Origin of the sequence: Planococcus notacanthi, assembly GCF_030407825.1 — a bacterium.
In the GTDB taxonomy this organism is placed as follows: domain Bacteria; phylum Bacillota; class Bacilli; order Bacillales_A; family Planococcaceae; genus Planococcus; species Planococcus notacanthi.
This window is the reverse complement of record NZ_JASDCQ010000004.1, coordinates 174,995-198,955: the sequence shown is the minus strand read 5'-3', so window position 1 is coordinate 198,955 and position 23,961 is coordinate 174,995. Positions and strand designations below refer to the sequence as shown.

19 protein-coding genes are annotated in these 23,961 nt (G+C 45.5%); 14 read left to right on the top strand and 5 right to left on the bottom strand.

The window, feature by feature from the left end; translation table 11 throughout:
* Positions 1–205 precede the first annotated feature (205 nt).
* Together ltaS and QMA01_RS14350 are read left to right on the top strand one after the other, a co-directional pair.
* Entirely contained in the window at positions 206–2,158 is a 1,953-nt protein-coding gene (gene ltaS / locus QMA01_RS14355) for a lipoteichoic acid synthase (protein WP_290215297.1), read from the top strand.
* A gap of 153 nt (positions 2,159–2,311) precedes the next feature.
* A complete protein-coding gene (locus QMA01_RS14350; RefSeq protein WP_290215296.1) occupies positions 2,312–3,118 on the top strand; it encodes an alpha/beta hydrolase in 807 nt (268 codons plus the stop codon).
* 64 nt (positions 3,119–3,182) lie between these two features.
* On the opposite strand, the gene QMA01_RS14345 is transcribed toward QMA01_RS14350, so the two are convergent.
* From QMA01_RS14345 to QMA01_RS14325, 5 genes are all read right to left on the bottom strand, one after another.
* Complete coding sequence (locus QMA01_RS14345) at positions 3,183–3,746, bottom strand: DUF4256 domain-containing protein (RefSeq protein ID WP_290215295.1); 564 nt, start codon at positions 3,744–3,746, stop codon at positions 3,183–3,185.
* A 240-nt stretch (positions 3,747–3,986) separates the two neighbouring features.
* On the bottom strand, positions 3,987–5,084 hold the full coding sequence (locus QMA01_RS14340; RefSeq protein ID WP_191716244.1) for an ABC transporter ATP-binding protein: 1,098 nt from the start codon (positions 5,082–5,084) through the stop codon (positions 3,987–3,989).
* 147 nt (positions 5,085–5,231) lie between these two features.
* Complete coding sequence (gene galT, locus QMA01_RS14335) at positions 5,232–6,710, bottom strand: UDP-glucose--hexose-1-phosphate uridylyltransferase (protein WP_290215294.1); 1,479 nt, start codon at positions 6,708–6,710, stop codon at positions 5,232–5,234.
* Complete coding sequence (galE, locus tag QMA01_RS14330; RefSeq protein WP_290215293.1) at positions 6,707–7,708, bottom strand: UDP-glucose 4-epimerase GalE; 1,002 nt, start codon at positions 7,706–7,708, stop codon at positions 6,707–6,709. The genes galT and galE overlap by 4 nt, the downstream gene beginning before the upstream one ends.
* 2 nt (positions 7,709–7,710) lie before the next feature.
* A complete protein-coding gene (locus QMA01_RS14325) occupies positions 7,711–8,892 on the bottom strand; it encodes a galactokinase (RefSeq protein WP_290185790.1) in 1,182 nt (393 codons plus the stop codon).
* A gap of 128 nt (positions 8,893–9,020) precedes the next feature.
* Between QMA01_RS14325 and QMA01_RS14320 the strand changes: the two genes are divergently transcribed.
* From QMA01_RS14320 to dmpG, 12 genes are all read left to right on the top strand, one after another.
* Positions 9,021–10,175 carry an ROK family transcriptional regulator gene (locus tag QMA01_RS14320; protein WP_290215292.1) on the top strand — a complete coding sequence of 385 codons (1,155 nt, stop codon included), beginning with the start codon at positions 9,021–9,023 and terminating at the stop codon, positions 10,173–10,175.
* 51 nt (positions 10,176–10,226) lie between these two features.
* Positions 10,227–11,279: an aldose epimerase family protein gene (locus QMA01_RS14315; protein WP_290215291.1), complete on the top strand. Its 1,053-nt coding sequence runs from the start codon at positions 10,227–10,229 to the stop codon at positions 11,277–11,279.
* A 48-nt stretch (positions 11,280–11,327) separates the two neighbouring features.
* Entirely contained in the window at positions 11,328–12,227 is a 900-nt protein-coding gene (locus QMA01_RS14310; protein WP_290215290.1) for a PucR family transcriptional regulator, read from the top strand.
* Positions 12,228–12,373: 146 nt separating this feature from the next.
* Positions 12,374–14,599, top strand: coding sequence for an MMPL family transporter (locus tag QMA01_RS14305; RefSeq protein WP_290215289.1), 2,226 nt, complete (start codon positions 12,374–12,376; stop codon positions 14,597–14,599).
* A 640-nt stretch (positions 14,600–15,239) separates the two neighbouring features.
* Positions 15,240–16,211 (top strand): formylglycine-generating enzyme family protein, encoded by a 972-nt coding sequence (locus tag QMA01_RS14300; protein ID WP_290215288.1) that lies wholly within the window; start codon positions 15,240–15,242, stop codon positions 16,209–16,211.
* 36 nt (positions 16,212–16,247) lie between these two features.
* A complete protein-coding gene (locus tag QMA01_RS14295) occupies positions 16,248–18,545 on the top strand; it encodes an arylsulfatase (RefSeq protein ID WP_290215287.1) in 2,298 nt (765 codons plus the stop codon).
* 119 nt (positions 18,546–18,664) lie between these two features.
* Positions 18,665–18,850 carry a hypothetical protein gene (locus tag QMA01_RS14290; protein ID WP_290215286.1) on the top strand — a complete coding sequence of 62 codons (186 nt, stop codon included), beginning with the start codon at positions 18,665–18,667 and terminating at the stop codon, positions 18,848–18,850.
* A gap of 160 nt (positions 18,851–19,010) precedes the next feature.
* Positions 19,011–20,510: a 4-hydroxyphenylacetate 3-hydroxylase family protein gene (locus QMA01_RS14285; RefSeq protein WP_191716232.1), complete on the top strand. Its 1,500-nt coding sequence runs from the start codon at positions 19,011–19,013 to the stop codon at positions 20,508–20,510.
* A 12-nt stretch (positions 20,511–20,522) separates the two neighbouring features.
* Positions 20,523–20,999 (top strand): flavin reductase family protein, encoded by a 477-nt coding sequence (locus QMA01_RS14280; RefSeq protein WP_191716231.1) that lies wholly within the window; start codon positions 20,523–20,525, stop codon positions 20,997–20,999.
* A gap of 18 nt (positions 21,000–21,017) precedes the next feature.
* Entirely contained in the window at positions 21,018–22,022 is a 1,005-nt protein-coding gene (locus QMA01_RS14275; RefSeq protein WP_290215285.1) for a catechol 2,3-dioxygenase, read from the top strand.
* 12 nt (positions 22,023–22,034) lie between these two features.
* The gene (locus QMA01_RS14270) at positions 22,035–22,946 is read left to right on the top strand and encodes an acetaldehyde dehydrogenase (acetylating) (RefSeq protein WP_290185596.1); all 912 of its coding nucleotides are present in this window, start codon (positions 22,035–22,037) and stop codon (positions 22,944–22,946) included.
* A complete protein-coding gene (dmpG, locus tag QMA01_RS14265; protein WP_290215284.1) occupies positions 22,943–23,953 on the top strand; it encodes a 4-hydroxy-2-oxovalerate aldolase in 1,011 nt (336 codons plus the stop codon). The genes QMA01_RS14270 and dmpG overlap by 4 nt, the downstream gene beginning before the upstream one ends.
* Positions 23,954–23,961: the final 8 nt, after the last annotated feature.

Here is a 23,961-nt window from a genome sequence, read left to right as displayed (position 1 = left end):
TTACAAATTTTAATAGCTGGCCTTCGTTGGTTAAACGCTCCTTAAATTATCTGAAAAGAACTTAAACTGTAATTTTCTAGGGTATTAGCGTATAATAGAGATTGTGATTCTTTTTACATGAAATTTACTTGAGCTTAACACGCCGAGTCCTTGAAACTTTATGTCCCTTAAATCCTCGTGAATACCCAATATGAGAAGGTGCAATATGAAAAAAAGTAAACTGACGAATAATGAAAAGATAAATAAATTTGTTCCAATTTTCCTCCTGGCCGTTTTCATGCTATGGATGAAAACCTATGTTTCCCAAAATACACAATTTAAATTAGATGTCGATGGAGCGCTTCAGGAGTTCCTGCTGTTCCTCAATCCGCTTGGTTCCGCTTTGCTGCTGTTGAGCTTGTCGCTGTTCTTTAAAGGATTCCGGAAATACATAACACTTTTGTTCATTTATGTCGGAATGTCTGTCATGTTGTATGCGAATGTCGTGTATTACCGGTTTTTCAGTGATTTCATCACCTTGCCGACTTTGTTCCAGACTCAGAACTTCGGTGATTTGGGAGGCAGTGTCGCAAGTCTGATCCAGCCGACCGACTTCCTTTTCTTTGTGGATGTGTTGGTGCTGGCTGCTTTGATTTTCTCCAAACGAATTAAAAAAGACCGTGGAAGTTTCAAAACCAAAGCAGTTCTTCCCGTCATCACCATTGCGCTCGCCATTTCGTTCTTCAACTTGGCATTGGCCGAAGCGGATCGCCCGGAATTATTGACACGCGGTTTCGACCGCAATTACATCGTCAAATATTTAGGCATGTACAATTACGCGCTTTATGACTCTGTTGAGACTTTGAAATCTTCTTCACAGCGAGTGCTTGCTGACAGCGATGACGGCACGGAAGTACTGAACTACACCAAATCCAATTACGCCAATCCGAATGAAGCTTATTTCGGAGCAGCAGAAGGCATGAATGTCGTTTACCTGCATTTGGAATCGTTCCAGACATTTTTGATGGATTATAAATTGAATGGGGAAGAAGTGACGCCGTTCCTGAATTCCATGATTGATGACGAGGAAACACTGTATTTCGATAATTTCTTCCATCAAACGGCACAAGGTAAAACGTCGGATGCCGAGTTTATGTTGGAGAACTCCTTATTCGGACTTCCGAAAGGTTCTGCATTCATTACCAAAGGCCAGAACACTTATCAGGCTGCGCCTGCTATGTTGAAAGATAAAGGCTATACTTCGGCCGTGTTCCATGGCAATAATGGAACGTTCTGGAACCGTTCAGAAATCTATAAATCTTTCGGCTATGACCATTTCTTTGATATTGAATCCTATACGAACCTTGAAGAAGGCGATATGGCGGAGTACGGCGTTATGGACAAGCCATTCTTTGAGCAATCGGCACCTCTTTTGGAATCATTGCCTGAGCCGTTCTACACGAAGTTCATCACCGTTGCCCACCATTTCCCTTATAAAATGGACCAGAACTTGACTACGATTGGAAAAGGCACAACCGGCGATTCAAGTGTTGATGATTACTTCCAAACGGCCCGTTATGCGGATGAAGCGATTGAGCAGTTCTTCACGCAGCTGGAGGAATCCGGCTTGGCTGACAATACGATGGTTGTCATGTATGGCGACCATTACGGGATTTCCGATAACCATAACCAGGCGATGGAGCAGGTGCTTTCAAAAGAAATCACACCGGTGGAAAATGCCAAGCTTCAGCGTGTGCCGTTGTTCATCCATGTACCAGGTGTTGAAGGCGATATAAATCATACGTATGGCGGCCAGATTGACTTGTTGCCGACTGTGATGCATTTGTTGGGCGTTGAAACCCAAAACTATATCCAACTGGGAACGGACCTGTTGTCTGAAGAGCATGAAGAACTTGTAACGTTCAGAAACGGCGATTTCGCAAGCCCTGAAATCTACTCGATCGGCGATGTCTTCTATGATCCGAAAAGCGGTTTGCCGCTGGAAGAAGACCAGTTGGAACAAGCGAAAGTGCTGCAAGAGCACGGCAATTACGAATTGTATTTGTCGGATCAGGTAGTCAATGGAGATTTACTGAGATTCTATACACCGAACGGCTTTACGCCAGTCGATCCAGCAGATTACAATTACCAGGCAAATCCAGCTGGAGCAGTAGAATAAAAGACAAATGAAAGAGCTATCCTAAAAAGCGGATTTTCCGTCTTATAGGATAGTTCTTTTCTATTTATTTCTCTATTCCAATAAGAAGGTGGTTTTCATTTGATGGAGAATACTACCAGTAGAATAAAGCATAAATCGAATGGAGGATGTTGGATGAGCGAAGACAAAATGATTTCATCGTTTGATGGAACGCAATTATTTACCCGCAAAGATCAGGCAGAAAAGCAAAAAGCAGCAATAGTGATCGCCCATGGGTTGGCTGAGCATTTGGAACGATACGATGTGTTGGCCAAAACTTTAGTGGACCATGGCTTTACCGTTTATCGCTACGAACAACGAGGTCATGCACGTTCAGAAGGGAAGCGAACGTTCTTCAATGATTTTAATGAAATGCCCGACGATTTGAAAACCATTATGGATTGGGCAAAGGAAGAAAATCCGGAGCAGCCGGTCTTTTTGATCGGCCACAGCATGGGGGGATTTACTGCAGCTGCCTACGCCACAAAATATCCGGGAAAAACGGGCGGTGTCATTTTATCCGGTGCGTTGACTCGTTACAACAATGAACTTTTCGGTCCACTGCCGCTGGATTTGCCGGCAGATACTTATTTGGATAATGAATTGGGGGAAGGCGTGTGCAGTGATCCGGAAGTAGTCAAAGCTTACGAAGCAGATCCGTTGGTGGAAAAGAAAATATCGGTGGGGCTTATCAATGAGTTTGCTCCAGGCATTGCCTGGTTGAAAGAAAAAGCAGCAAACTTTACGGACCCTGTACTGGTGCTGCATGGCAATGAAGATGGGTTGGTTGCTGAAAAAGACTCAAGGGATTTTTATGGGGAAATCGGTTCGAAAGATAAAACCTTGAAAATTTATGCTTCCCTGATGCACGAAATTTTCAATGAACCATCCAAGGACAAAATCTATGAAGAGATGATTGTATGGATGGAAGAGCGTCTCTAGAGAGGAGAAAAGGCATTGCCGAAACCAGAATAGGTTTCGGCAATGCCTTTTTAATTGGAAAGATTTACACTCTTACCAATCCGCGGAATCCTCTGGCTGCGTAATACGAGTCGGCTCCGTTATGATAAAGAAAGACATGGCCATAACGGGAATCACAGAACAGGGCGCCGCCCTTATCCCGGATATCGGGAGGCGTTTGCACCCAGCTGGATGTTTTGACATCGAATGTGCCGTGCTGCTGCATGAGGCGGTATTGTTCTTCCGACAGCAATTCGATGCCCATTTCCTCGGCCATCACCATGGCACTGTTCTCGGGTTTGTTTTTCTTCCGGGAATCAAGCGCTTTTTGATCGAAGCAAACACTTCTTCGGCCGCTTGGGCTTTCGGGGGAACAGTCATAAAAGACGTATTCATTATTGGCTTCATCAAACTCCAGGACATCCGGTTCTCCGCCAGTCCGTTCCATTTCATGGAGCGACCACAGCTTTTCGGGATTAGCTTCCAACCGTTCTTGAATCTTATCCCACTGCATCCATTCGTGGCGCTCAATCGTCTTCTCAAAGCGTTCCTTCAATGTAATAAGCAATTCTTGACGTTGTTCGGCAGTTAATTCATGTTTCGGGGTCATGGCGTTTTCCTCCTCTTTGTAATAAATGCTACTCGTCATGGCTTAAGTATAGTAAAAAATCAGGAGGAATACGACTACGGTTTAACGGGCTGTGCTTGATCGAATCGAATGCTACTCAATGAACTTTTAAAAAAACAGCAGAAAATAGATACAACAGACTACAGAAAAAAACCAGTAAACAAGAAAAATTCCAGACGAAGGCTCGTCTGGAATTTCTTATTGATATGAGAAGCTGACATCTTATTTGATGCGCAACTCTGATTCAAGGTCGAAGAAATGAGCTTTGTTCATGTCGAATGCCATGTCGATGGTTTGGCCAGCTTCTACATTGAAGCGGGAATCCACACGGGCGACGAAATCCTGTTCGTTCACTTTTGAATAAAGAACGATTTCCGATCCCATCAATTCAGCGACTTCCACAAATGCTCTGATCTTCGTATGAGGCGAATGCTCAAGGAATAACGGTTCATCGTGAATATCTTCCGGGCGAATTCCCAATGCGATTTCCTTACCTGTATATCCTTGGTCACGCAGCATAGAGAGTTTGCCCTCTGGAACACGGACTTTGATGCCTTCCATCACAAATGAATCGTCAACGATTTGTCCGCGCAGAAAGTTCATGGAAGGAGAGCCGATAAAGCCGCCGACAAACATATTATCCGGTTGGTCATATACTTCTTTTGGTGAACCGACTTGTTGGATAAAGCCATCTTTCATAACAACAAGGCGAGTAGCCATTGTCATCGCTTCGGTTTGGTCATGCGTTACATAAACCGTAGTCGTCTGCAGGCGGCGGTGAAGTTTCTGGATTTCCGTACGCATCTGTACACGCAATTTGGCATCCAAGTTGGATAACGGCTCATCCATCAAAAATACTTCAGCATCGCGGACAATCGCACGTCCTAGAGCAACACGCTGGCGCTGACCGCCTGATAGCGCTTTCGGTTTACGGTTCAAATATTCATCCAAACCAAGGATTTTAGAAGCATTTGCGACACGTGCTTTGATGTCGTCTTTTTTCATCTTGCGCAATTTCAAACTGAACGCCATGTTGTCATAGACACTCATGTGCGGATAAAGTGCGTAGTTTTGGAATACCATTGCGATGTCGCGGTCTTTCGGCGATACATCGTTGACTCTTCTGTCACCGATAAACAAGTCGCCTTCTGTGATGTCTTCCAGACCTGCGATCATGCGAAGCGTCGTAGATTTCCCGCATCCTGAAGGGCCAACAAGTACGAGGAACTCTTTGTCGCGTATTTCAAGGTTGAAATCCTGTACGGATACCACACCTTTTTCATATTCTTTTCTGATATTCACTAAGTTCAAGCCTGCCATTTGATTCCCTCCAATTTGTGTAAGTGCTTTCATTGATTAGTAAAAGCATACCGCCTAGTCGGAATTTTATGAATGGCAAGTATGCACAAAATTAGGAACACTCTTCGTGCATATTTGCCAATCAACATCAAAGCATGGTATTTCCGTTCATTTATTCAGCGTATCGATAAAGCGCTTGAATGCTTCGACATCTTTCAAGACGCCTGCATCTTCAAGGACTCGGACGAATTTTTTTCCCACTTCTTCCCGCAGGAGAACTTCCGCTTCTTCCCGTCGTGAAACTGGACCATACTGAGCTTTTAATTGTTCGGCCCATTCGAGGTGGGAGGAGGCGACATTATGAGCATTGCCCAGCAAAAACTCTTGGATTTCAGCCAGTTCCTCTTTTAAGCGTGGCGGCAAAACGGCAAGCCCCATCACTTCAATTAAACCGATGTTTTCTTTCTTAATGTGATGGACATCTTCATGCGGATGAAAGATTCCCGACGGATATTCCGCAGTTGTCCGGTTGTTCCGCAGCACCAAATCGATTTCGAACAGCCCATTGCGGTTTCTCGCGATCGGGGTGATGGTGTTGTGGGGCGTCTCACCGGTAAAAGCGAGAACGTCCACGGAAGGATCGGAATAATTTCGCCAAGTCTGCAAAATGTCATCAGCCGCATCGACCAAGGCGACGATTTCCTTTCCTTTCAAACGGATAACCGACAGCGGCCATTTTACGACAGATGCCACAATGTCAGGGTAGGCACTCAAACGGAATGAAAACAGATCCTCCGCTTTGGTCATGGCGAATTCATAGCGGCCGGCCTGGTAATGGTCATGGCTCAAAATGGATCCGCCGACAATCGGCAAGTCGGCATTTGAACCGACAAAATAATGAGGGAAAAGTGCCGTAAACGTCAGCAGCCGCTCAAATCCATTGCGGTCAATTTTCATGTCCCGGTGTTCTTCGGAGAGCAGGATGCTGTGCTCGTTATAGTAGACATAAGGTGAATACTGCAGGTACCAGTTTTCTCCGGTAAGTGGGACGTTGATGACGCGGTGGTTTGCCCGCGCCGGATAGCCGACACGTCCTGCATAGCCTTCATTTTCCTTACATAACAGACATTTAGGGTAGCTGAGCGTTTGCTTCATCTCGCGTTCTCTTTTGATTTGTTCCGGATCTTTTTCAGGTTTTGACAGATTGATCGTAATGTCCATCTGTCCGTATGGCGTATCGGTTTTATAAGAAATGTTTTTCTGGATACGGTTCATCTGGATGTAATTGCTGTTTTTGCTTAATTCGTAAAAGTAGTCAGTAGCGGCTACCGGCGATTCAGCGTATTTCTCATTAAAGACAGCATTGATGACAGAAGGCCTGGCGACAAAACAATTCATGATAGTTGCGGACAGCATTTCCTTGTCATCAAAAATGTCCTCAATAACGTCTTGTTCTACAGCATACGCAATCATATTTTCCAGCAGGTTTGGAATGGTGTCATCTGCCGGTTTGATTTCCTCATCAGGAAAGGAGGCCAGACCAAGCAGATTCATCACTTGGTTGCGGACGTAATCGGTATCTGCTCCTTCTATCAAATGGGTGTCGAGTGCTTTTTGGATAAGCCCTGCAAGAGTTTGGTGGATCATCGTTCCACTTCCTTTTCATAGCCTGTCGGGTGTGCAGAATGCCATTTCCATGCATCCCCAATGATTTTAGCCACTGATGTATGGCGGGGATTCCAGCCTAAGATTTGTCTGGCTTTCTCTGAACTGGCAATCAAAATGCTGGGGTCTCCTGCCCGGCGTGGACCTGTTTTTACCGGAATGTCTTTTCCGGTGACAGAACGGGCAGCGGCAATCATTTCATTCACTGAAAAGCCTTGGCTGCTGCCAAGATTAAAGACCTCACTGTCGCCATCATTCCTTAAATAATCCAGTGCCAACAGGTGTGCAGAAATCAAGTCTTCCACATGGACATAGTCGCGGATGCAAGTTCCGTCCGGCGTGTCATAATCATCGCCGAAAACCGTAATTTCCTTTCGCTGCCCAAGTGCTGTCTGCAAGATGAGCGGAACCAGGTGGGATTCAGGGCGATGGTCTTCTCCAATTTCAGCTGTTTCGCGCGCGCCCGCCACATTAAAATAGCGCAAGGAAACGAATTTCAACCCATGGGCTAATTCCGTCCATTTCATCAATTTTTCCATTGTCAGCTTTGTTTCGCCATAGGTGCTGGTCGGATTGGTCGGCATCGTTTCAGTGATTGGTACAGCTTTCGGCTCGCCATAAGTGGCAGCAGTGGAAGAAAAGACGATTTTCTTTACATCATGATCGACCATGGCTTTCAATAGAACCTGTGTGCCATAAACGTTGTTGTCGAAATACTTTAGAGGGTTTTCCATCGATTCGCCGACCAAAGAGTTGGCCGCGAAATGAAGGACTTCGTCAATCTTTTCTTTTTTAAAGACGCTGTCCAGAAATTCGGCATTCCGAATATCGCCTTCGTAAAAAACAGCTTCGGGGTGAACGGCTTGGCGGTGCCCGGTTTCTAGATTATCAACCACAATGACATTTGCCCCTCGATCAATCAATTGATGGACTGCGTGGGAACCGATATATCCGGCTCCGCCTAATACTAAGACGCTCATGTTCAAAACTCCTCTGCAAGTTCTTTGGCACCGTCCGAAATTTTTGCTTCGTAAAAGGAAGGAGGGTATCCGAATTCTTCGCTGTAGGTTTCCGACAACTTCTCCTTAAAATGTTCAATTTGCGTCTGATGAACGATGGCAATGGCGCATCCGCCAAATCCAGCTCCCGTCATTCGTGCTCCAATAACTCCAGGGTGGTTCCATGCTGTTTCTGCAATCTGATCGAGCTCCGCGCCAGTGACTTCGTAATCGTCACGAAGAGACACATGGGACGCATTCATCAATTGCCCAAACGCTTCAAGATGGCCTTTTTCAAGTTCTTGAAGCGCAAGCAAGGTCCGTTCATTTTCATAGACGGCGTGCTTGGCCCGTTTGCGATGGATGTCGTTGGTGATCAAGTGTTTGTACTGCTCAAACTTTTCGGATGTCAACTCGCCTAAACTGCCGATTGGCAATTCGGTACGCAAGTCAGCCAGTGCTTCTTCACATTCAGCGCGGCGCTCGTTGTATTTTGAAGCAGCCAATGTCCGTTGTTTATTGGAGTTGATGATGACAATTTCATGATCTTTTAATTCGACTGGAGCATAGTGAAACTCAAGCGTTTGGCAATCCAATAAAATCGCACAGTCTTTTTTTCCTTTGCCGATCGCAAACTGATCCATGATGCCGCTGTTTACGCCGATATACTGATTTTCAACATGTTGCCCCATTTGAATCATATGCAAGCGATCGATCTCCAAATCGAATAACCCCTCAAGTACCACGCCTGTCGCCATTTCTATTGAAGCGGAGGAGGAGAGGCCGGCACCGTTCGGAATATCTCCGTAAAACAGAATATCCATTCCATGAGAAATTGAATAACCGTTTTTAATAAAATAATAGATCATGCCTTTTGGAAAGTTTGCCCAGTCATGATCCGGATTATAGGATAAGTCAGCCAGATTGCACTCAATTTTTCCGCGTTCCGGGAAATTCATCGAGTAAAAATGCAGTTTTTGGTCCGCACGTTGTCGGGCGACGGCATAAGTGCCAAAAGAAATGGCGGCGGGAAATACGTGGCCGCCATTGTAATCGGTATGTTCCCCGATCAAATTGATGCGGCCAGGTGCAAAAAAGAAACGCGGTTTAGTAGGAGCTGTTCCGAAGATTTCGTGGAACGTCCGAGACAAGTCATGCTGATTCATGAAATTCCTCCAATACTTTATAAATTAATTTAATTAACACGAGTATAAAGTAATTTGTTAAACTATTCAATAATAAGATTGAAAGCAGTTACAAATGATATCAGCATGATAAAAACGGAGGAGTTACAATGCGCCAAGGTACCTTTCAATGGATGAAATCGGTGAACAAATCGATGATCCTCAATAAAATAAGAAAAGATGGGCCGATATCGAGAGCGCAGATTGCACGGGAGACAAATTTGACGCCTCCCACAGTCAGCAGCAACGTTAAAGAATTGATTGAACAGAAAATGGTGGAAGAGAGCGATGTGGGCCAGTCGCTGGGCGGGCGGAAACCGACGATGCTCGTCATCAACAACGAGGCATTCTATATTATTGGTGTGGATGCGGGACCCGAAAGCATCGAATGCATTGTGGCAGATCTTGCAGGCAGGAAGCTGAAACGGTCAGAAACGAAATTGCAGCTGCCGATCAACAACCAGCAATTCATGGATGCCATCAAACAGGGCATTGCCGACTGTTTGCAAGGGATGTCGGAAACGCAAGATAAAGTCATCGGCATCGGTGTGGCCATGCACGGAGTGGTGGATGTTGCAGCAGGTGTTTCCTTATATGCACCGAATCTCGGATTGTCCGATATTCCGATCAAAGAAGAATTGGAAAAGGCATTTGGTTTGGAAGTAAAAGTAGAAAACGATGCCCGCGCCATGGCTTTGGGAGAATACTGGTTCGGAAATCACGGAGAACTGGAGAGCATGCTGGCCGTCAATATCGGCAGAGGGGTTGGAGCCGGCCTTATCATTGAGGGGAAACTGTATCACGGTTCTTCGGATATAGCAGGAGAAATCGGCCACATGACCATCGATCTGCATGGAGAGATATGCGAGTGTGGAAATCAAGGATGCCTTCAAACATTTGTTACTGGGCCGGCGATCACTCGAAAAGTGGCTGGCAAAACATCGACAGATTCTCTTACAGCAGAGGATGTGTATGAACTGGCTATCCAGGGGAACGATGATTTTGCTGCGATCCTCACAGAAGCCGGAAAAGCGATGGGCGTCGGTTTGACCAATTTGGTTCATATCGTTAATCCAGAAAAGATTGTCTTGGGTGGCGGTGTCTCCAAAGCGGAGAAGTTCATTTTGCCGGCAATACGTGAAACCATCAGAGCATCTGCTTTGACGCCTTCAGCAAGCCAGACAACAGTGGAGGTCTCCAAATTGGGAGACGACGCCACATTGATCGGCGCCATCACACTGTTGTTGGTGGATATTTTTGAATGAACGCAAAAAGATAAAATCATAACTACAAAGATGTGAAGGGTGGAACAGAAAATGGAAGTCAGAGAACAAGTAGTGGGGCGTAAAGATAATGAGGACATCACATTATATACAGTAAAAAATGACCAAGGATTTCAGGTATCCTGCATGAATTACGGCTGCATCATCACTGAAATGCTGGTTCCGGATCGTGATGGAAAGTTGGGAAATGTCGTGTTGGGTTTTGACACATTCGATGAATACGAAAACAATCCGCATTATTTTGGCGCGATGGTTGGACGTTTTGCTGGACGGATAAAAGAAGGAACTTTTACAATTGGAGAAACTGTTTATCAAGTAGCCCAAAATTCCAATGGCCAGCATTTGCATGGAGGCCCGAAAGGTTTTCATTCTGTGGTCTGGAATTCAAAAGTCATCAAAAATGAAGAAGAAGCAATCATTGAATTCACGTATTTCAGCCCGGACAGCGAAGAAGGATTCCCGGGCAATTTATCCATGGCCGTTCGTTATATTCTCAAAAACGACAGCAACCAGCTGACCATTTCCTATTCGGGTAAATCAGACAAGACCACCTTATTGAATGTCACCAACCATTCGTATTTTAATCTGAGCGGGAATTTCAAACGGACCATCCTGGATCATGAATTGACGATGAACAGTGATCAATACTTGGAGTTGGATAAAGCGTTGCTGCCGACGGGGACGCTGGTTTCCGTGGATGAGGATGAGCTTTTCGATTTCCGCAACGGGAGAAGCATACGGGCAGCAACAACAGCGGAACATCCGCAGACCGAACTTGCGGGAAATGGTTATGATCATCCGTTTCTATTAAATAGCGGCGAACAGCCGGCGATCGAATTGGCGGATAGAGAAAGTGGCCGAAAACTGCGGGTAGAGACAACTGAACCTGCAGTGGTTTTATACACGGGAAATGGTGTGGGCGGACCCTACTCAATCAAAGGAACAGAAGCACAAGACTATCTGGGGCTATGCCTTGAAACGCAAGGGCCACCGGATTCGGTGCGCCATCCTCACTTTTCATCTGCTGTCTTGAACGCTGATGAAGAATTCAAATCGGAAACGACGTATTCTTTTTCTTCTATGTAAATGCTATTCGAACCGTCAATGAATCTTTTTGGAGAAAGAAGTGTTTGTATGATTGAAAACCTGAAGAAAATTTACCCTTCATTGATCCTGAATGAGGAGGGCAACCAGGACTTGGATTTCAGTCATCACTGGTTCATGACAGACAACAGTGAAATCGTCGGAATTCCTAAAAGCCAAATGACTTCGAGGGATTTATCGGTAGTAGCTGCCTTTCTGAAGCCGTATCATCATGAATTTCCGGTCCAAACAAGCGAAGAGCAGAAGTGGAGAAAAATGATCGATTCGGAAGAGCCTGCCGGAGCGGAAAGCGTAGAAGCCGGGAGTCCTTATCGCTTTGTCTATTTTTCAATTAAGAAAAACCAAATCAGCCCCGGTGTATTCAAAGACGCCATCCACGATTTGTTTCCGGAAAAAGTACCGATTCTTTGGGAGAATGGACACGAAGGAATCCTTGTGGAATATGGATCTTTGGGGAAAGAAGCGATTCGTTATGAAGAAATCATCGATGTCTTGATGAGTGACTTGTATATAAAAATCAATTTTCTGGTCGGACCGTTCAAGGAAACGATGGAAAATGCGTCTCATTACTATTCATTCATGCTGTCGGCCGCAAAATCCATTTTTTCCAATTCCAATAAGGCTGTGGCGAATTTTAGTGACGCTGTTCCTTATTTGCTGATTGACCAAACGGGAAAAGAACAAGCTCGAGGGATTCGTGAAATGATTTTGCAAAGTTATACAGATGATGAAGAAACCCTGAGAATGATTGAAGTGTTTACACGATGCAATTTGAATATATCGGAAACGGCGAAAGCTTTGCATCTTCACCGAAACAGCCTTCAATACCGGCTCGATCGTTTTACAGAAAACACAGGAATCGATATCCGGAAATTCCATAACGCCATGGCTGTTTACCTTGCGTTGCTTGTAAAACCGTCAGTCAAATAAAGTGATGATAAACACAAATCAGACTATAGGCTACGTTTTTATTCCGAATTAAGCGCTGGTTTAATTTGTCATAAAGCTGACTTTTTTTGGTGAATACTAGACTTCTTCCTGCTTTATAATAGGAGAATTGGAAGGAGTTTTTGTTGATGGCAAAGTATTTATATAGATTGGGCCAATGGTCGATCCGGCACGCAAAGGCTGTTATTTTCGCAGCTGTGGCCTTGCTTCTCGTCATGGGCGGCCTTGTATTGGGGTTTGGATTTGAATTTGATGAGGATTTATCGATCCCTGGTACTTCTTCTCAGGACACCATTGAATTATTGAAAGAAGAATTTCCGGAAGTAGGGAATGCCGGTGGACAGATTCACATGGTCTTTAAGGCACCTGAAGGAAAAACATTGCTGGATCCGGATGTACAGGAAAAGCTTAGCGAAGTAGTCGCGGAAGTTCAGTCAGACAAAGCGGTGGAGATGATTTATACGCCGGAAATGCTGCAGAACTATAACGCCGATCAAACGATTGCATTTGCGATGGTTTCCTACGATTCAGTCGCAGTAGAGGTCTCACAGGATTCGATTGACCGGGTTCAAGAGGCGATCCAAATTACTGAAGACGCTGGAATCCAGACGGAATTATCCGGTGACGTCGAAGTAAATCCATTCAAAATGGAATTCGCGACAGAAGTCCTGGGTGTCATGGCAGCGTTTATTATTTTATTCTTTACTTTCGGTTCACTGCTGGTTGCAGGAATGCCGATCGTAACCGCCGGAGTGGGCTTGGTGATCGGGCTTCTCGGAATTGTCTTCGGGACGAATTTCACATCGATTTCAACAGTCTGTTTGTCGCTTGCAGCGATGCTTGGACTGGCAGTGGGAATCGATTATGCGTTATTCATCCTTTCGCGTTTCCGCCAGGAGTATGCAAGAGGCTATTCCGTTAACCAGGCGATTGCAATTGCCAACGGTACGGCAGGAAGCGCGGTCGTGTTTGCCGGCTTGACGGTCGTCATTGCACTGATTGGTTTAGCGATTCCGCAAATTCCGTTCCTTGCCATGATGGGCTTTACGGGTGCACTTTGTGTATTCATTGCCATCATCGTGGCCATTACGGTTGTACCGGCTGTTATTTCTTTATTCGGCAGTCGCATGACACCGCCGGTTGACCGCAAGAGAACATTGGGTGAAGGTTTTGCAGAGCGGGTGAAATTATCCGGGAAGTACATGAACGGCTGGGCGAAATTGATTAATAAATTCCCGGTAGTTGTTGCACTTGCAGGTACGCTGGTCCTCGGTGTGATTTCAATTCCGTTTTTCAATATGGAACTGGGCTTGCCGGATGACGGTTTCTACGGTGAAGATACCAACGAACGGCAAGCGTATGATTTATTGAAAGAAGCATATGGTGAAGGCTATCATGCTCAACTCGTTGTTGTGGCGAAAGCGACAGATGAAGACGGCGAAGTGATGTCGAAGCTCGAAACTTTGCAGCAGGACATTTCGGGGATGGACAATGTCAATTACATTGCCAATGTCATTCCGAAAGAAGCCGGTGATATGGCGGTTATCCAGCTGTATCCGGTAACAGGGCCAAATGACTCGGAAACCAAGGATTTGGTGAATGAAATCCGCAGTGCTTCTGCGGAATATGAAAAAGACGGCATGGAATTATTGGTTACGGGAACGACTGCCGCGAATATCGATATTTCCGATAAACTCAGTGAAGCTCTGCCGGTTTTTGCGGCATTGATCATCGGTTTGGCGTTTATCTTATTCATGATCGTCTTCCGTTCGATCCTGGTGCCATTGAAAGCGGTGCTTGGATTTGTGCTGTCACTCGGTGCCACTCTCGGATTTGTGACATGGGTGATTCAAGACGGCAATTATCATGAACTGTTCGGTTTTGCAGCAGCAGGACCGGTGCTGAACTTCCTGCCGATTATTGTAGTGGGTATTTTGTTCGGCCTGGCAATGGACTATGAGATGTTCCTGGTCAGCCGCATGCGTGAAGAATATACCCATTCCGGCAACGCGCGAAAAGCTGTACTTGCTGGACTGCGGGACAGTGGCGGCGTAGTCACTGCTGCGGGACTGATTATGATTGCCGTATTTACTGGCTTCATGATGGCTTCGGACCCGATGGTCAAAGTGATGGGCATGGCGCTTGCATTCGGTGTATTGTTTGATGCATTTATTGTTCGGATGATGATCGTGCCGGCTGTTATGATCCTTTTGGGAGACGCCGCATGGTACTTGCCGAAATGGCTGGATAAACTTCTTCCGAACATCGACGTTGAAGGCGAAGCCATTATGGAGACTATGGATGAGCCTGAGCGTTTGAATAAGAAGAAGCCGGTTGAAGTGGAGAATATTTAACTTTCACTTCCTGCTTTAGCCAAACAAAATAGTACTAAATTAAGCTGTTCAAAGCGGTTCGCCGCTTTGGATAGCTTTTTTGTTTTGAGTTCACCAACTTATTTCAATCTTCTTAAAAGATTTTTATTGCTATGTAAATTGAAGTAATAATGCAATATAGTCGATATTCCGCAAAATAACTGTGAAGACATTATCCGTAGCTTGCAAGGACAATGTCTTTGCGACGTAGTGCGCGGCACGAAGGAGCACGGTTTTTAAGGCTAGGCTGTGATAGCGAGATGGTCTACGCTATTTTGCTCCATATCTTTAGAGATTTCTCTCAACGCCGGCGCGGCCGTTTTGTTTATATGCTAGTTCACTATTTAAACTTTGGTAGGAATTAAGTACTGAATCATAGTTAAGGAAAAATTTAAAGAGCTTATATTGTCTGAATTTTCATGTAAATTAGCCAGTGTAGTCGGTGTTATTTATACGCTGAAAAATTAACATGGATTATTAATAAGAGTAATAACTATATAACGGTCTGGAGGGAGATGTACATAAGCGAAAAAAAGTCTTTACGGCAGGCTCAGGATCAACTCGACTTCTTTAAATGGATTCTGGATTAAAGTGTAAGCGTTAACATTCGGAGGTGCATCCAATGCAGGCAGAACAGGCCAAAAGCTGCTGTGCAGCAAAAAGAATGGCAGTAGAGAAAAATTCAAATCAAAAAACTGAAGATATCGAAGTACCTTCGATGACTGGAAAAACGGTATCAAAAGAAGACATGGCCTTTATACCTGGCGGACAGTTTCTTATGGGAACTGAAGATACGGACGGGTTTCCAGCCGACGGTGAAGGACCCATCCACAAAGTATCGCTAAAGCCTTTTTACATGGACAAATATGCTGTCAGCAACCAGGACTTTAAAGAGTTTGTTGAGGATACCGCTTACGTTACAGAAGCAGAAAGGTATGGCTGGTCATTCGTTTTCCATCTTTTTCTTCCTGAAGCCATACTGAAAAAAATAAGTCAAAAAGTGCAGCAGACGCCGTGGTGGATTGTTGTAGAAGGGGCAAATTGGAGATCTCCGGAAGGGCCAGGAACAGGTATAGAATATCGGCTGGACCACCCCGTCATCCAGATTTCGTGGAACGACGCCAAAGCATATTGCAAGTGGGCAAACAAGCGGCTGCCGACTGAAGCAGAATGGGAATTCGCTGCAAGGGGCGGCATTGAACAGAAAAAATATGTGTGGGGGGACGAACTGACACCTGAAGGAAAACATCGCTGCAATATTTGGCAAGGTGACTTCCCAAAATCCAATACTGCAGAAGACGGTTATTCAGGAACTGCGCCAGTCAGTTCTTATGAACCAAACGGTTACGGTCTTTTTAATATGTCCGGAAACGTCTGGGAATGGTGTTCGGATTGGTTCGTCAAAAACGTCAACAAAAGAGGAGGGCGATACAATCCGACCGGACCAGATAAAGGACTTGAGAAAGTCATGCGGGGAGGCTCTTATTTATGTCATGAATCTTACTGCAATCGTTATCGAGTCGCTGCGCGTACCTCAAATACGCCAGATAGTTCGACTGGAAATATTGGATTCCGATGCGTAACAGAAGCTTAACTTATTTTTAAAAAGATATATTTGAGGAGGAGTACAATGGGAGAGAAAAAGGTGTTTTCCAGTTATCTCACAAAACTTTCTGTATTTAGCACGGTGGCTCTAATGGCTTCTGCATTCACTCTTGCCGGCTGTTCTACGGAAACAACCGTTCAATCATCTCCGACGAAACAAAAGGTCCAGCCTGTTTCGGCCAGCAAGGCGGATACAAATGTTATTTATATTGTAATGGATGATACAGGATACTCGGATTTCGGAAGTTATGGTTCGGAAATAAAAACACCGAATATCGATCGTTTAGCTGAAAATGGCTTGCGATATAACAATTTTCATGCCACACCTGTCTGTTCTCCTTCAAGGGCATCGATGCTCACTGGACGGAATAATCATGCCGTAGGGATGGGGCAAGTGGCGAACTTTGATTTTGGAGAAGAATATCCAAATCGCAGAGGAGCGATTGTGCCCGAAGCCGGAACAATCGCCGAAGTTCTTGGAGAGAACGGATACATCAATTATGGCCTTGGAAAATGGCATCTCGCGCCTACTACTGAGCTGACACCAGCCGGACCTTTTGATAACTGGCCTCTTGGCAAAGGATTCGACCGGTATTATGGAAATCTGGAAGATTCTTCGGATCAATACAGACCGGAGATGACAGAGGATAACAGTTTACTGCCATGGGTTGAAGAGGAAGGTTATCATTACTCCGAAGACATTGTAGAAAAAGCTCAGCAGTATATAGTGGACCAAGTATCGGTCAGACCCGATCAGCCCTTTTTCCTAAACTTGGCTTTTGGTGCTCAACATATGCCTCACCAGGTGCCGCAGGAATACATTGACGCTTATGATGGTGCATATGACGAAGGATGGGATGTTATTAGGGAACAGCGTTTCGAAAAGCAGAAAGAACTGGGAATCATTCCGGAAGAGGCAAAATTAGCTCCTTCCAATCTTGGTGTAATTCCATGGGATGAATTGACTGAAGAAAAGAAAGCTGTATACACACGCTTTCAAGAAACATATGCTGGATTTTTAACTCATACTGACGAACAAATCGGCAAACTACTGGACACATTGGAAGAAACAGAGAAATTGGATAATACCCTTATAGTGTTGATTTCTGATAATGGGGCCAGTTCTATTGGCGGTGAAAATGGCTCGACGAATCAATCAATTGCTTATAACACTTTAACAGAGAGTTTTGAAGATGTTGAAAAAAAAGTTGACCTTATAGGTGGAGAATCCACCAGCAGTGATTATCCAGCAGGGTGGGCTCAAGTCAGCAATACTCCATTTGGAAAGTATAAAAACAGCACTTATGCCGGTGGAATCCGCACGCCCATGATTGTTCATTGGCCGAATGAAATAACTGCAAAAGGCGAAATCCGTGATCAATTTGTGCATATTAGTGATATCACTGCTTCAGTTTATGATGCGTTGGAAATAACGCCGCCGAAAACATTAAATGGAGTAAAACAAATGCCAGTGACAGGAACGAGCTTTGTCGAAACGTTTAATGATGCCAAGGCCGTTACGAAAAAGAAAACACAGCATTTTGAAATGAGTGGAAATCGGATGATTTATCATGAAGGCTGGAAAGCCATAGCCGTTCACACAAAAGGCCAGCCATTCGAGGATGATGTATGGGAATTGTATGAGATGGAAAAAGATTTTACTGAATTGAATAATGTAGCAGACAAGCACCCGAAGAAAGTGAAGCAGCTTGTTAAGCTATGGGAAAAAGAAGCCAAAGAGAATAATGTTTATCCGTTAACAGATCATTTCTTAAATGCCATAGCAAATTTGCCGCCCGATAATTTAAGAGCGCGGAAAACATTTGTTTTCTATCCGGAAATGAGCCATTTAAGTGAGTCTGCTGCTCCGCTTACTACCAATCGTTCATACGATATCACCATTCCGATTACGCATTCTGCTGAAGATGAAGGAGTCCTCCTTGCACTTGGCAATGACAAGAGTGGATATACGCTTTACATCAAAGACAACAAACTTGTATACGAATACAATGCAGGAACTGTACGTTATCGAATTGTCTCTGAAAAAGAGCTGGTAGCTGGAGAAATAGAGGTGCAGTTTAGTTACGAAAAGACTGGAAACAATCAAGGAATCGGAAACTTATTGGTTAATAAAGAATCGGCAGGTCAAGGAGAAATGACAACTCTGCCTTTCAAAACTTCTTTCGAAGGCTTGGACATAGGACAAGACTTATATTATCCAGTCAGCGAAGCTTATGCAGAGTTAGAAGAGTTTTCTTATACTGGAGAAATTGATCAAGTGATTTATGAATTTGAGGAAGCAAGCATCGATACATTGCAATAGCAAAGAAGGGGCTGTCCTATAAGTCTCTAAAATAAAACAGCCGGAGAGAAAGAAAGCCTTTTTCCCCGGCTGTTTTTTGATGGGGGAATACGTTTTCTGAGAACAGCTGGCTGATGGGAATGGAGGCGGCGACTCCAGCGCTTGCTGGAGCCACTGGACTGAGCGCAGCGAGGGAAGCGGCAGAAGTCGTGCCCGCGGAACGCGTCCGCCGCAATGGGCATTTGCCGGGTCTTTCAGGAACGACAAAAGGGCTGTCACCAAAAGTCATTTTTCATGACCTTTTGGGACAGCCCCTTTTCGTCTAACTCTTTACAATTTAAGAAAATTAATTTTTCAGACAACTTGTGTCAGTCCATTCATTCTTTATCAGCAGTTGGTGTCATTGATAGCGTTTACATTCAGTTGTATAGTTTGAACAAATGTATGGCCTACATTAAGAACCCAAAAATGAATTGGAGTGATTGTATGTTAACGGGAGAACAATATCTTGAAAGTTTGCGTGATGGGCGTGTGGTGTACCTCAATGGAGAAAAAATTGATGATGTAACAACTCATCCAGCTTATCGGAACTCAGCTTTGTCATATGCACGGATGTACGATGCGTTGCACGATCCTGAGAAACAGGATGTGCTGACAACGATTACTGAACACGGCGACCGCACACACAAATTCTTTAAGACTCCACGTACAGCAGAAGATCTGGTCGGTGCCCGGGATGCCATTGTTGAATGGTCGAAACTGAACTTTGGTTTTATGGGAAGAACGCCGGATTACAAGGCCTCCTTTCTGGGCCATCTTGAGGCCTATTCGGATTTTTATGTAGGTTATGAAGAAAACGCTAAGGCCTGGTACAAAAAAGCTTCAAAAGAGCTGCCTTTCGTCAATCACACAGTCATCAATCCGCAGATGGACCGCTCCAAATCATTGCATGAAAACAAGGAAGTGTTCGTTCGGGCAGTTGAAGAACGTGAAGACGGAATTGTTGTAAGCGGTGCCAAAATGGTGGGGACAGCAGCGGCTTTGACAAACTACAACTTCGTGGCCAACTACGGCCCGAAAGAACTTGGAGGCGGAGACATCAGCCATGCGTTGATTTTCCTGGTACCGATGAATGCACCGGGCTTGAAGATGATCAGCCGCCAATCTTACGAACTGCAGGCTAAAACTAATGGTACACCGTTTGATTATCCATTATCCAGCCGATTTGATGAAAACGATGCAGTCATTGTTTTGGACAATGTATTCATTCCATGGGAAAACATCCTGGCGTATAACAACGTTGAAGTATCCAATAGCTTTGTCGCTGAAACGCATTTCGTTAACCGTTTCAGTTTCCATGGCTGTGCCCGCTTAGGGGTCAAGCTCGATTTCATGACAGGTCTGTTGATGAAAGCGACTGAAGCATCAGGAACGCATCAGTTCCGTGGTGTACAAGCAAATATCGGAGAAGTCGTCGCTTTGCGCAACATGATTTGGAGCTTGTCGGACTCAATGGCAATGAATCCGGATATTGGGCGCAACGGTGTCGCCATTCCAAACGGCGTGGCTGCCAGCGCTTACCGGGTACTCGCACCGGAAGTATGGACCAAAGTCAAAAAGATTTTCGAACAGGTGGTTGCCGGCGGTTTGATTCAGCTGCCATCAAGTGCTGCGGATTTCCTGAACCCGGAGATTCGTCCTTATTTGGATCAATACTACAAAGGCACCGGGATTACAGCTGAAGATCGCGTCAAATTATTGAAAATGGTCTGGGATTCAATAGGCAGTGAGTTCGGCGGACGCCATGAGTTATATGAAGTGAACTATGCAGGAAATCACGAGAATATTCGCCTGGAAGCCATGTACCACTCGTTCGGTTCAGGCAACGCGGACTCGTTTAAAGCATTGGTGGATGAAGCAATGAGCGATTATGACTTGAACGGTTGGACGAATGCCGTCTGGAAAGAAAAAGTTCCTACAACTTGAGGAGGGGTCTTAATGGATAGTCGAGAATTCCGTAACGCAATGGGCAAATTCGCAACCGGGGTAACCGTGATTTCAACAGACGTGGAAGGTGTCTTCCACGGAATGACAGCCAATGGCTTCATGTCGATTTCTCTTGATCCGGCACTGGTTGCCGTCTCCATCGGCGAAAAAGCACAGACGCTCCAATTGATCAAAGCGAGCGGTCGCTTCGGCGTCAATGTCTTATCTAAAGATCAATTGGATATTTCGAAACAGTTTGCAGGGCAAATTCCAAGTGATGAAGCCTTCCGGTTTGATGTAGCTACTGGCTTTCCGATGATCAAGGATGCACTCGTCCAGATTGTTTGCGAAGTCGAACAGGAAATTTTAGCGGGTGACCATACCATCTTTATCGGCAAAGTCGAAAAAATGGTGACACAAGACGGTGAGCCCTTACTGTTTACATGCGGCAAATATGCAGAACTGGATCCGCAATACGCGGTCCTTTAAAAAAGGGAGGAAATAAAGATGACAAGCGAATTGACAAACCAGTTTAAAGAACCCATTTTTGATGTTGCACAGATTGCCCATGTGGAAGTGCTATCGCCGACACCAAAAGAAACGGTTGCATTTTACACAGACATGCTTGGGATGGAAATAGTAGATCAGGTGGATCACAAAACGTATTTAAGAGCCTATGAAGATAACTATAAATATTCCTTGATCGTGACGGAAGGAGAAGAAGCGGGTCTTGGCCACGTAGCTTGGCGCACGACTTCACCGCAGGCTTTGGAACGCCGCGTCAAAGCGTTAGAGGAAAGCGGACAAGGCATTGGGTGGGCAAATGAAGAATATGGCCACGGCCCAGCCTATCAGTTTACAACACCAGATGGCCACAAAATGGAGGTTTTCTGGGAAGTCGAATACTACGATTGCCATGAGGACAAGCATTCGAAACTGATGTCGAGAAGCCAGAAACGTCCAAAACACGGTGTTCCTGTACGCCGCTTGGACCACATCAACTTGATGTCGAGCAATCCAGCAGCGGACACGAACTTCATGGTGGAAACACTTGGCTTTAAGGTCCGTGAACAGATTGTGGACAATGACCACGTTATCGGCACGTGGAACAGCGTTTCCAACCTGGTGCATGAAATCGCCTTTATGCAAGAGCCGACTGGAGCCAAAGGGAAATTGCATCATGTCTGCTATTGGTACGGCATTCCCCAAAATCTTTACGATGTAGCGGATCTGCTTAAGGACCATGATTACTTTATTGAAATTCCGCCGAATAAACACGGCGTCAGCCAGGCTTTCTGTATGTACGTTTACGAGCCAAGCGGAAATCGCGTCGAATTGTTCGGAGATGCCGGTTATTTAATTTTTGATCCGGATTGGAAAACACTTACTTGGGAAATGGAAGACGTTCCCGGCAACGGTGATACGTGGATTGGCGCGGTATTCCCGGATTCGTTCTGGAATTATGGCACGCCCGCACCAGCAACCGTTCCAGTAAAAGTAGCCGCTGAATAATAGGAGGTACTCATGGATAAAATCAAAGTAGCCATATTGGGATCAGGGAATATCGGAACAGATTTGATGTATAAAATCCTCAAGACGGACGGTGCGATGGAATTGGCTTTAATGGCCGGTATCGATCCGGAATCAGAAGGCTTGAAGCGTGCGGAAGAGCTTAATATCCCAACGACTGCCGAAGGCATAGAAGGTGTTCTGAATACTGAAGGCATCCGCATCGTTTTTGATGCCACCAGTGCAAAGGCTCACATAGCCCATGCGCCGCGATTGAAAGAAGCTGGCATCATCGCTGTCGACTTGACGCCGGCAGCAGTCGGACCATATGTGGTTCCAGCAATCAATCTCGGAGACCATTTGGAGCTGGATAATGTCAATATGATTTCCTGCAGCGGCCAGGCGACAACGCCGCTCGTCTATGCGGTAAACCGGATAGCGCCTGTAAAATACAGCGAAATCATCGCAACGATTTCCAGTGTTTCCGTTGGCCCGGGAACCCGACAGAATCTTGATGAATTTACGATGACTACGGCCAATGCCTGCCAGAAAATCGGTGGAGCGGAAACAGCGCGTGCCATACCGGTCATTAACTCTGCGGAACCGCCGATCATGATGAATAATACGGTCTATGCAGTGCTTCAGGAAGAAACAGACGAAGCGGCAGTGGTTGCTTCGATTAATGAAGTCGTTGCTGAAGTCCAGCGTTATGTACCGGGATACCGGTTGAAAGGAAAACCGTATATCGACGTCCGCCACACGCCATGGGGCGAACTGCCAACTGTCATTATCATGAATGAAGTAGAAGGTGCCGGCGATTTCTTCCCGAACTATGCGGGGAATCTGGATATCATGACGGCAGCAGCCCAGCAGGTCGGGGAACAGTTTGCCAGCCATTTATTGAAGAAAGGAGGCGTGATTGCATGAAGACGCCAATCGTAACTGACACAACATTACGGGACGGCTCCCATGCAGTCAGCCATTCCTTTACTCCGGAGTTTGTAGGCCAAATCGTCAACCGTTTGGCAGAAGCCAAGGTGCCTGTCATTGAAGTCAGCCATGGCTCAGGTCTTGGAGGTTCTACGATCCAGCAGGGATTCTCGACTCATGACGAATGGCTGTTGATAGAACAGGCAGTCGCCAATAAGAAGGATTCGAAGGTTGCATCGCTATTTGTACCGGGCATTGGCACGCGTCCGGAAATCCTAAAAGCCGCTGAATACGGAGTTGATATTTTGCGTGTCGCTGTGCATTGCACAGAAGCGGATGTTTCCCAACAATATTTTGAACAAGCGAAAAAGAGCGGGCTTGGCACGGTCGGATTTCTGATGATGAGCCATACCCAACCGCCCGAAGCATTGGCTAAGCAGGCAAAACTGATGGAAAGCTATGGCGCAGACTGTGTCTACGTGGTGGATTCCGCAGGAGCCTTGGTTCCCGAAAGCGTCCGTGAACGGGTTTCGGCATTAAAAGATGCTTTGTCCATTAACGTTGGCTTCCATGCCCATAATAACTTAGGGCTGGCTATAGGCAATACGGTTGCTGCATTAGAAGCGGGAGCTGACCAAATAGATGGAACACTGCGCGGGCTTGGCGCCGGCGTGGGCAATGCGCCGACTGAAGTATTGGTCGCGGTATTGAATAAAATGAAAATCGATACAGGCATCAACTTGACGATTCTGATGGATACAGCAGAAGAGCTAGTTGCACCCGTATTTCAATATCCGAACGTCATCGATCGGGATAACCTGGCGTCAGGCTATGCTGGAGTCTACAACAGCTTCCTGCTTCATGTGCGAGAAGCAGCTGCCCATTTCAATATCAATCCAGTAGCAATCATTGAAGAGTTGGGACGCCGCGGTGCAGTTGCTGGCCAGGAAGACTGGATTTTGGATGTAGCGCTTGAATTGCAGCAAAAAGAATTAGTTAAATGAAAAAGCGC

Coding starts and splice junctions, on each gene's coding strand:
- ltaS (WP_290215297.1), top strand. CDS start 206: ATGAAAAAAAGTAAACTGACGAATAATGAAAAGATAAATAAATTTGTT.
- QMA01_RS14350 (WP_290215296.1), top strand. CDS start 2,312: ATGAGCGAAGACAAAATGATTTCATCGTTTGATGGAACGCAATTATTT.
- QMA01_RS14345 (WP_290215295.1), bottom strand. CDS start 3,746: ATGACCCCGAAACATGAATTAACTGCCGAACAACGTCAAGAATTGCTT.
- QMA01_RS14340 (WP_191716244.1), bottom strand. CDS start 5,084: ATGGCAGGCTTGAACTTAGTGAATATCAGAAAAGAATATGAAAAAGGT.
- galT (WP_290215294.1), bottom strand. CDS start 6,710: ATGATCCACCAAACTCTTGCAGGGCTTATCCAAAAAGCACTCGACACC.
- galE (WP_290215293.1), bottom strand. CDS start 7,708: ATGAGCGTCTTAGTATTAGGCGGAGCCGGATATATCGGTTCCCACGCA.
- QMA01_RS14325 (WP_290185790.1), bottom strand. CDS start 8,892: ATGAATCAGCATGACTTGTCTCGGACGTTCCACGAAATCTTCGGAACA.
- QMA01_RS14320 (WP_290215292.1), top strand. CDS start 9,021: ATGCGCCAAGGTACCTTTCAATGGATGAAATCGGTGAACAAATCGATG.
- QMA01_RS14315 (WP_290215291.1), top strand. CDS start 10,227: ATGGAAGTCAGAGAACAAGTAGTGGGGCGTAAAGATAATGAGGACATC.
- QMA01_RS14310 (WP_290215290.1), top strand. CDS start 11,328: ATGATTGAAAACCTGAAGAAAATTTACCCTTCATTGATCCTGAATGAG.
- QMA01_RS14305 (WP_290215289.1), top strand. CDS start 12,374: ATGGCAAAGTATTTATATAGATTGGGCCAATGGTCGATCCGGCACGCA.
- QMA01_RS14300 (WP_290215288.1), top strand. CDS start 15,240: ATGCAGGCAGAACAGGCCAAAAGCTGCTGTGCAGCAAAAAGAATGGCA.
- QMA01_RS14295 (WP_290215287.1), top strand. CDS start 16,248: ATGGGAGAGAAAAAGGTGTTTTCCAGTTATCTCACAAAACTTTCTGTA.
- QMA01_RS14290 (WP_290215286.1), top strand. CDS start 18,665: ATGGAGGCGGCGACTCCAGCGCTTGCTGGAGCCACTGGACTGAGCGCA.
- QMA01_RS14285 (WP_191716232.1), top strand. CDS start 19,011: ATGTTAACGGGAGAACAATATCTTGAAAGTTTGCGTGATGGGCGTGTG.
- QMA01_RS14280 (WP_191716231.1), top strand. CDS start 20,523: ATGGATAGTCGAGAATTCCGTAACGCAATGGGCAAATTCGCAACCGGG.
- QMA01_RS14275 (WP_290215285.1), top strand. CDS start 21,018: ATGACAAGCGAATTGACAAACCAGTTTAAAGAACCCATTTTTGATGTT.
- QMA01_RS14270 (WP_290185596.1), top strand. CDS start 22,035: ATGGATAAAATCAAAGTAGCCATATTGGGATCAGGGAATATCGGAACA.
- dmpG (WP_290215284.1), top strand. CDS start 22,943: ATGAAGACGCCAATCGTAACTGACACAACATTACGGGACGGCTCCCAT.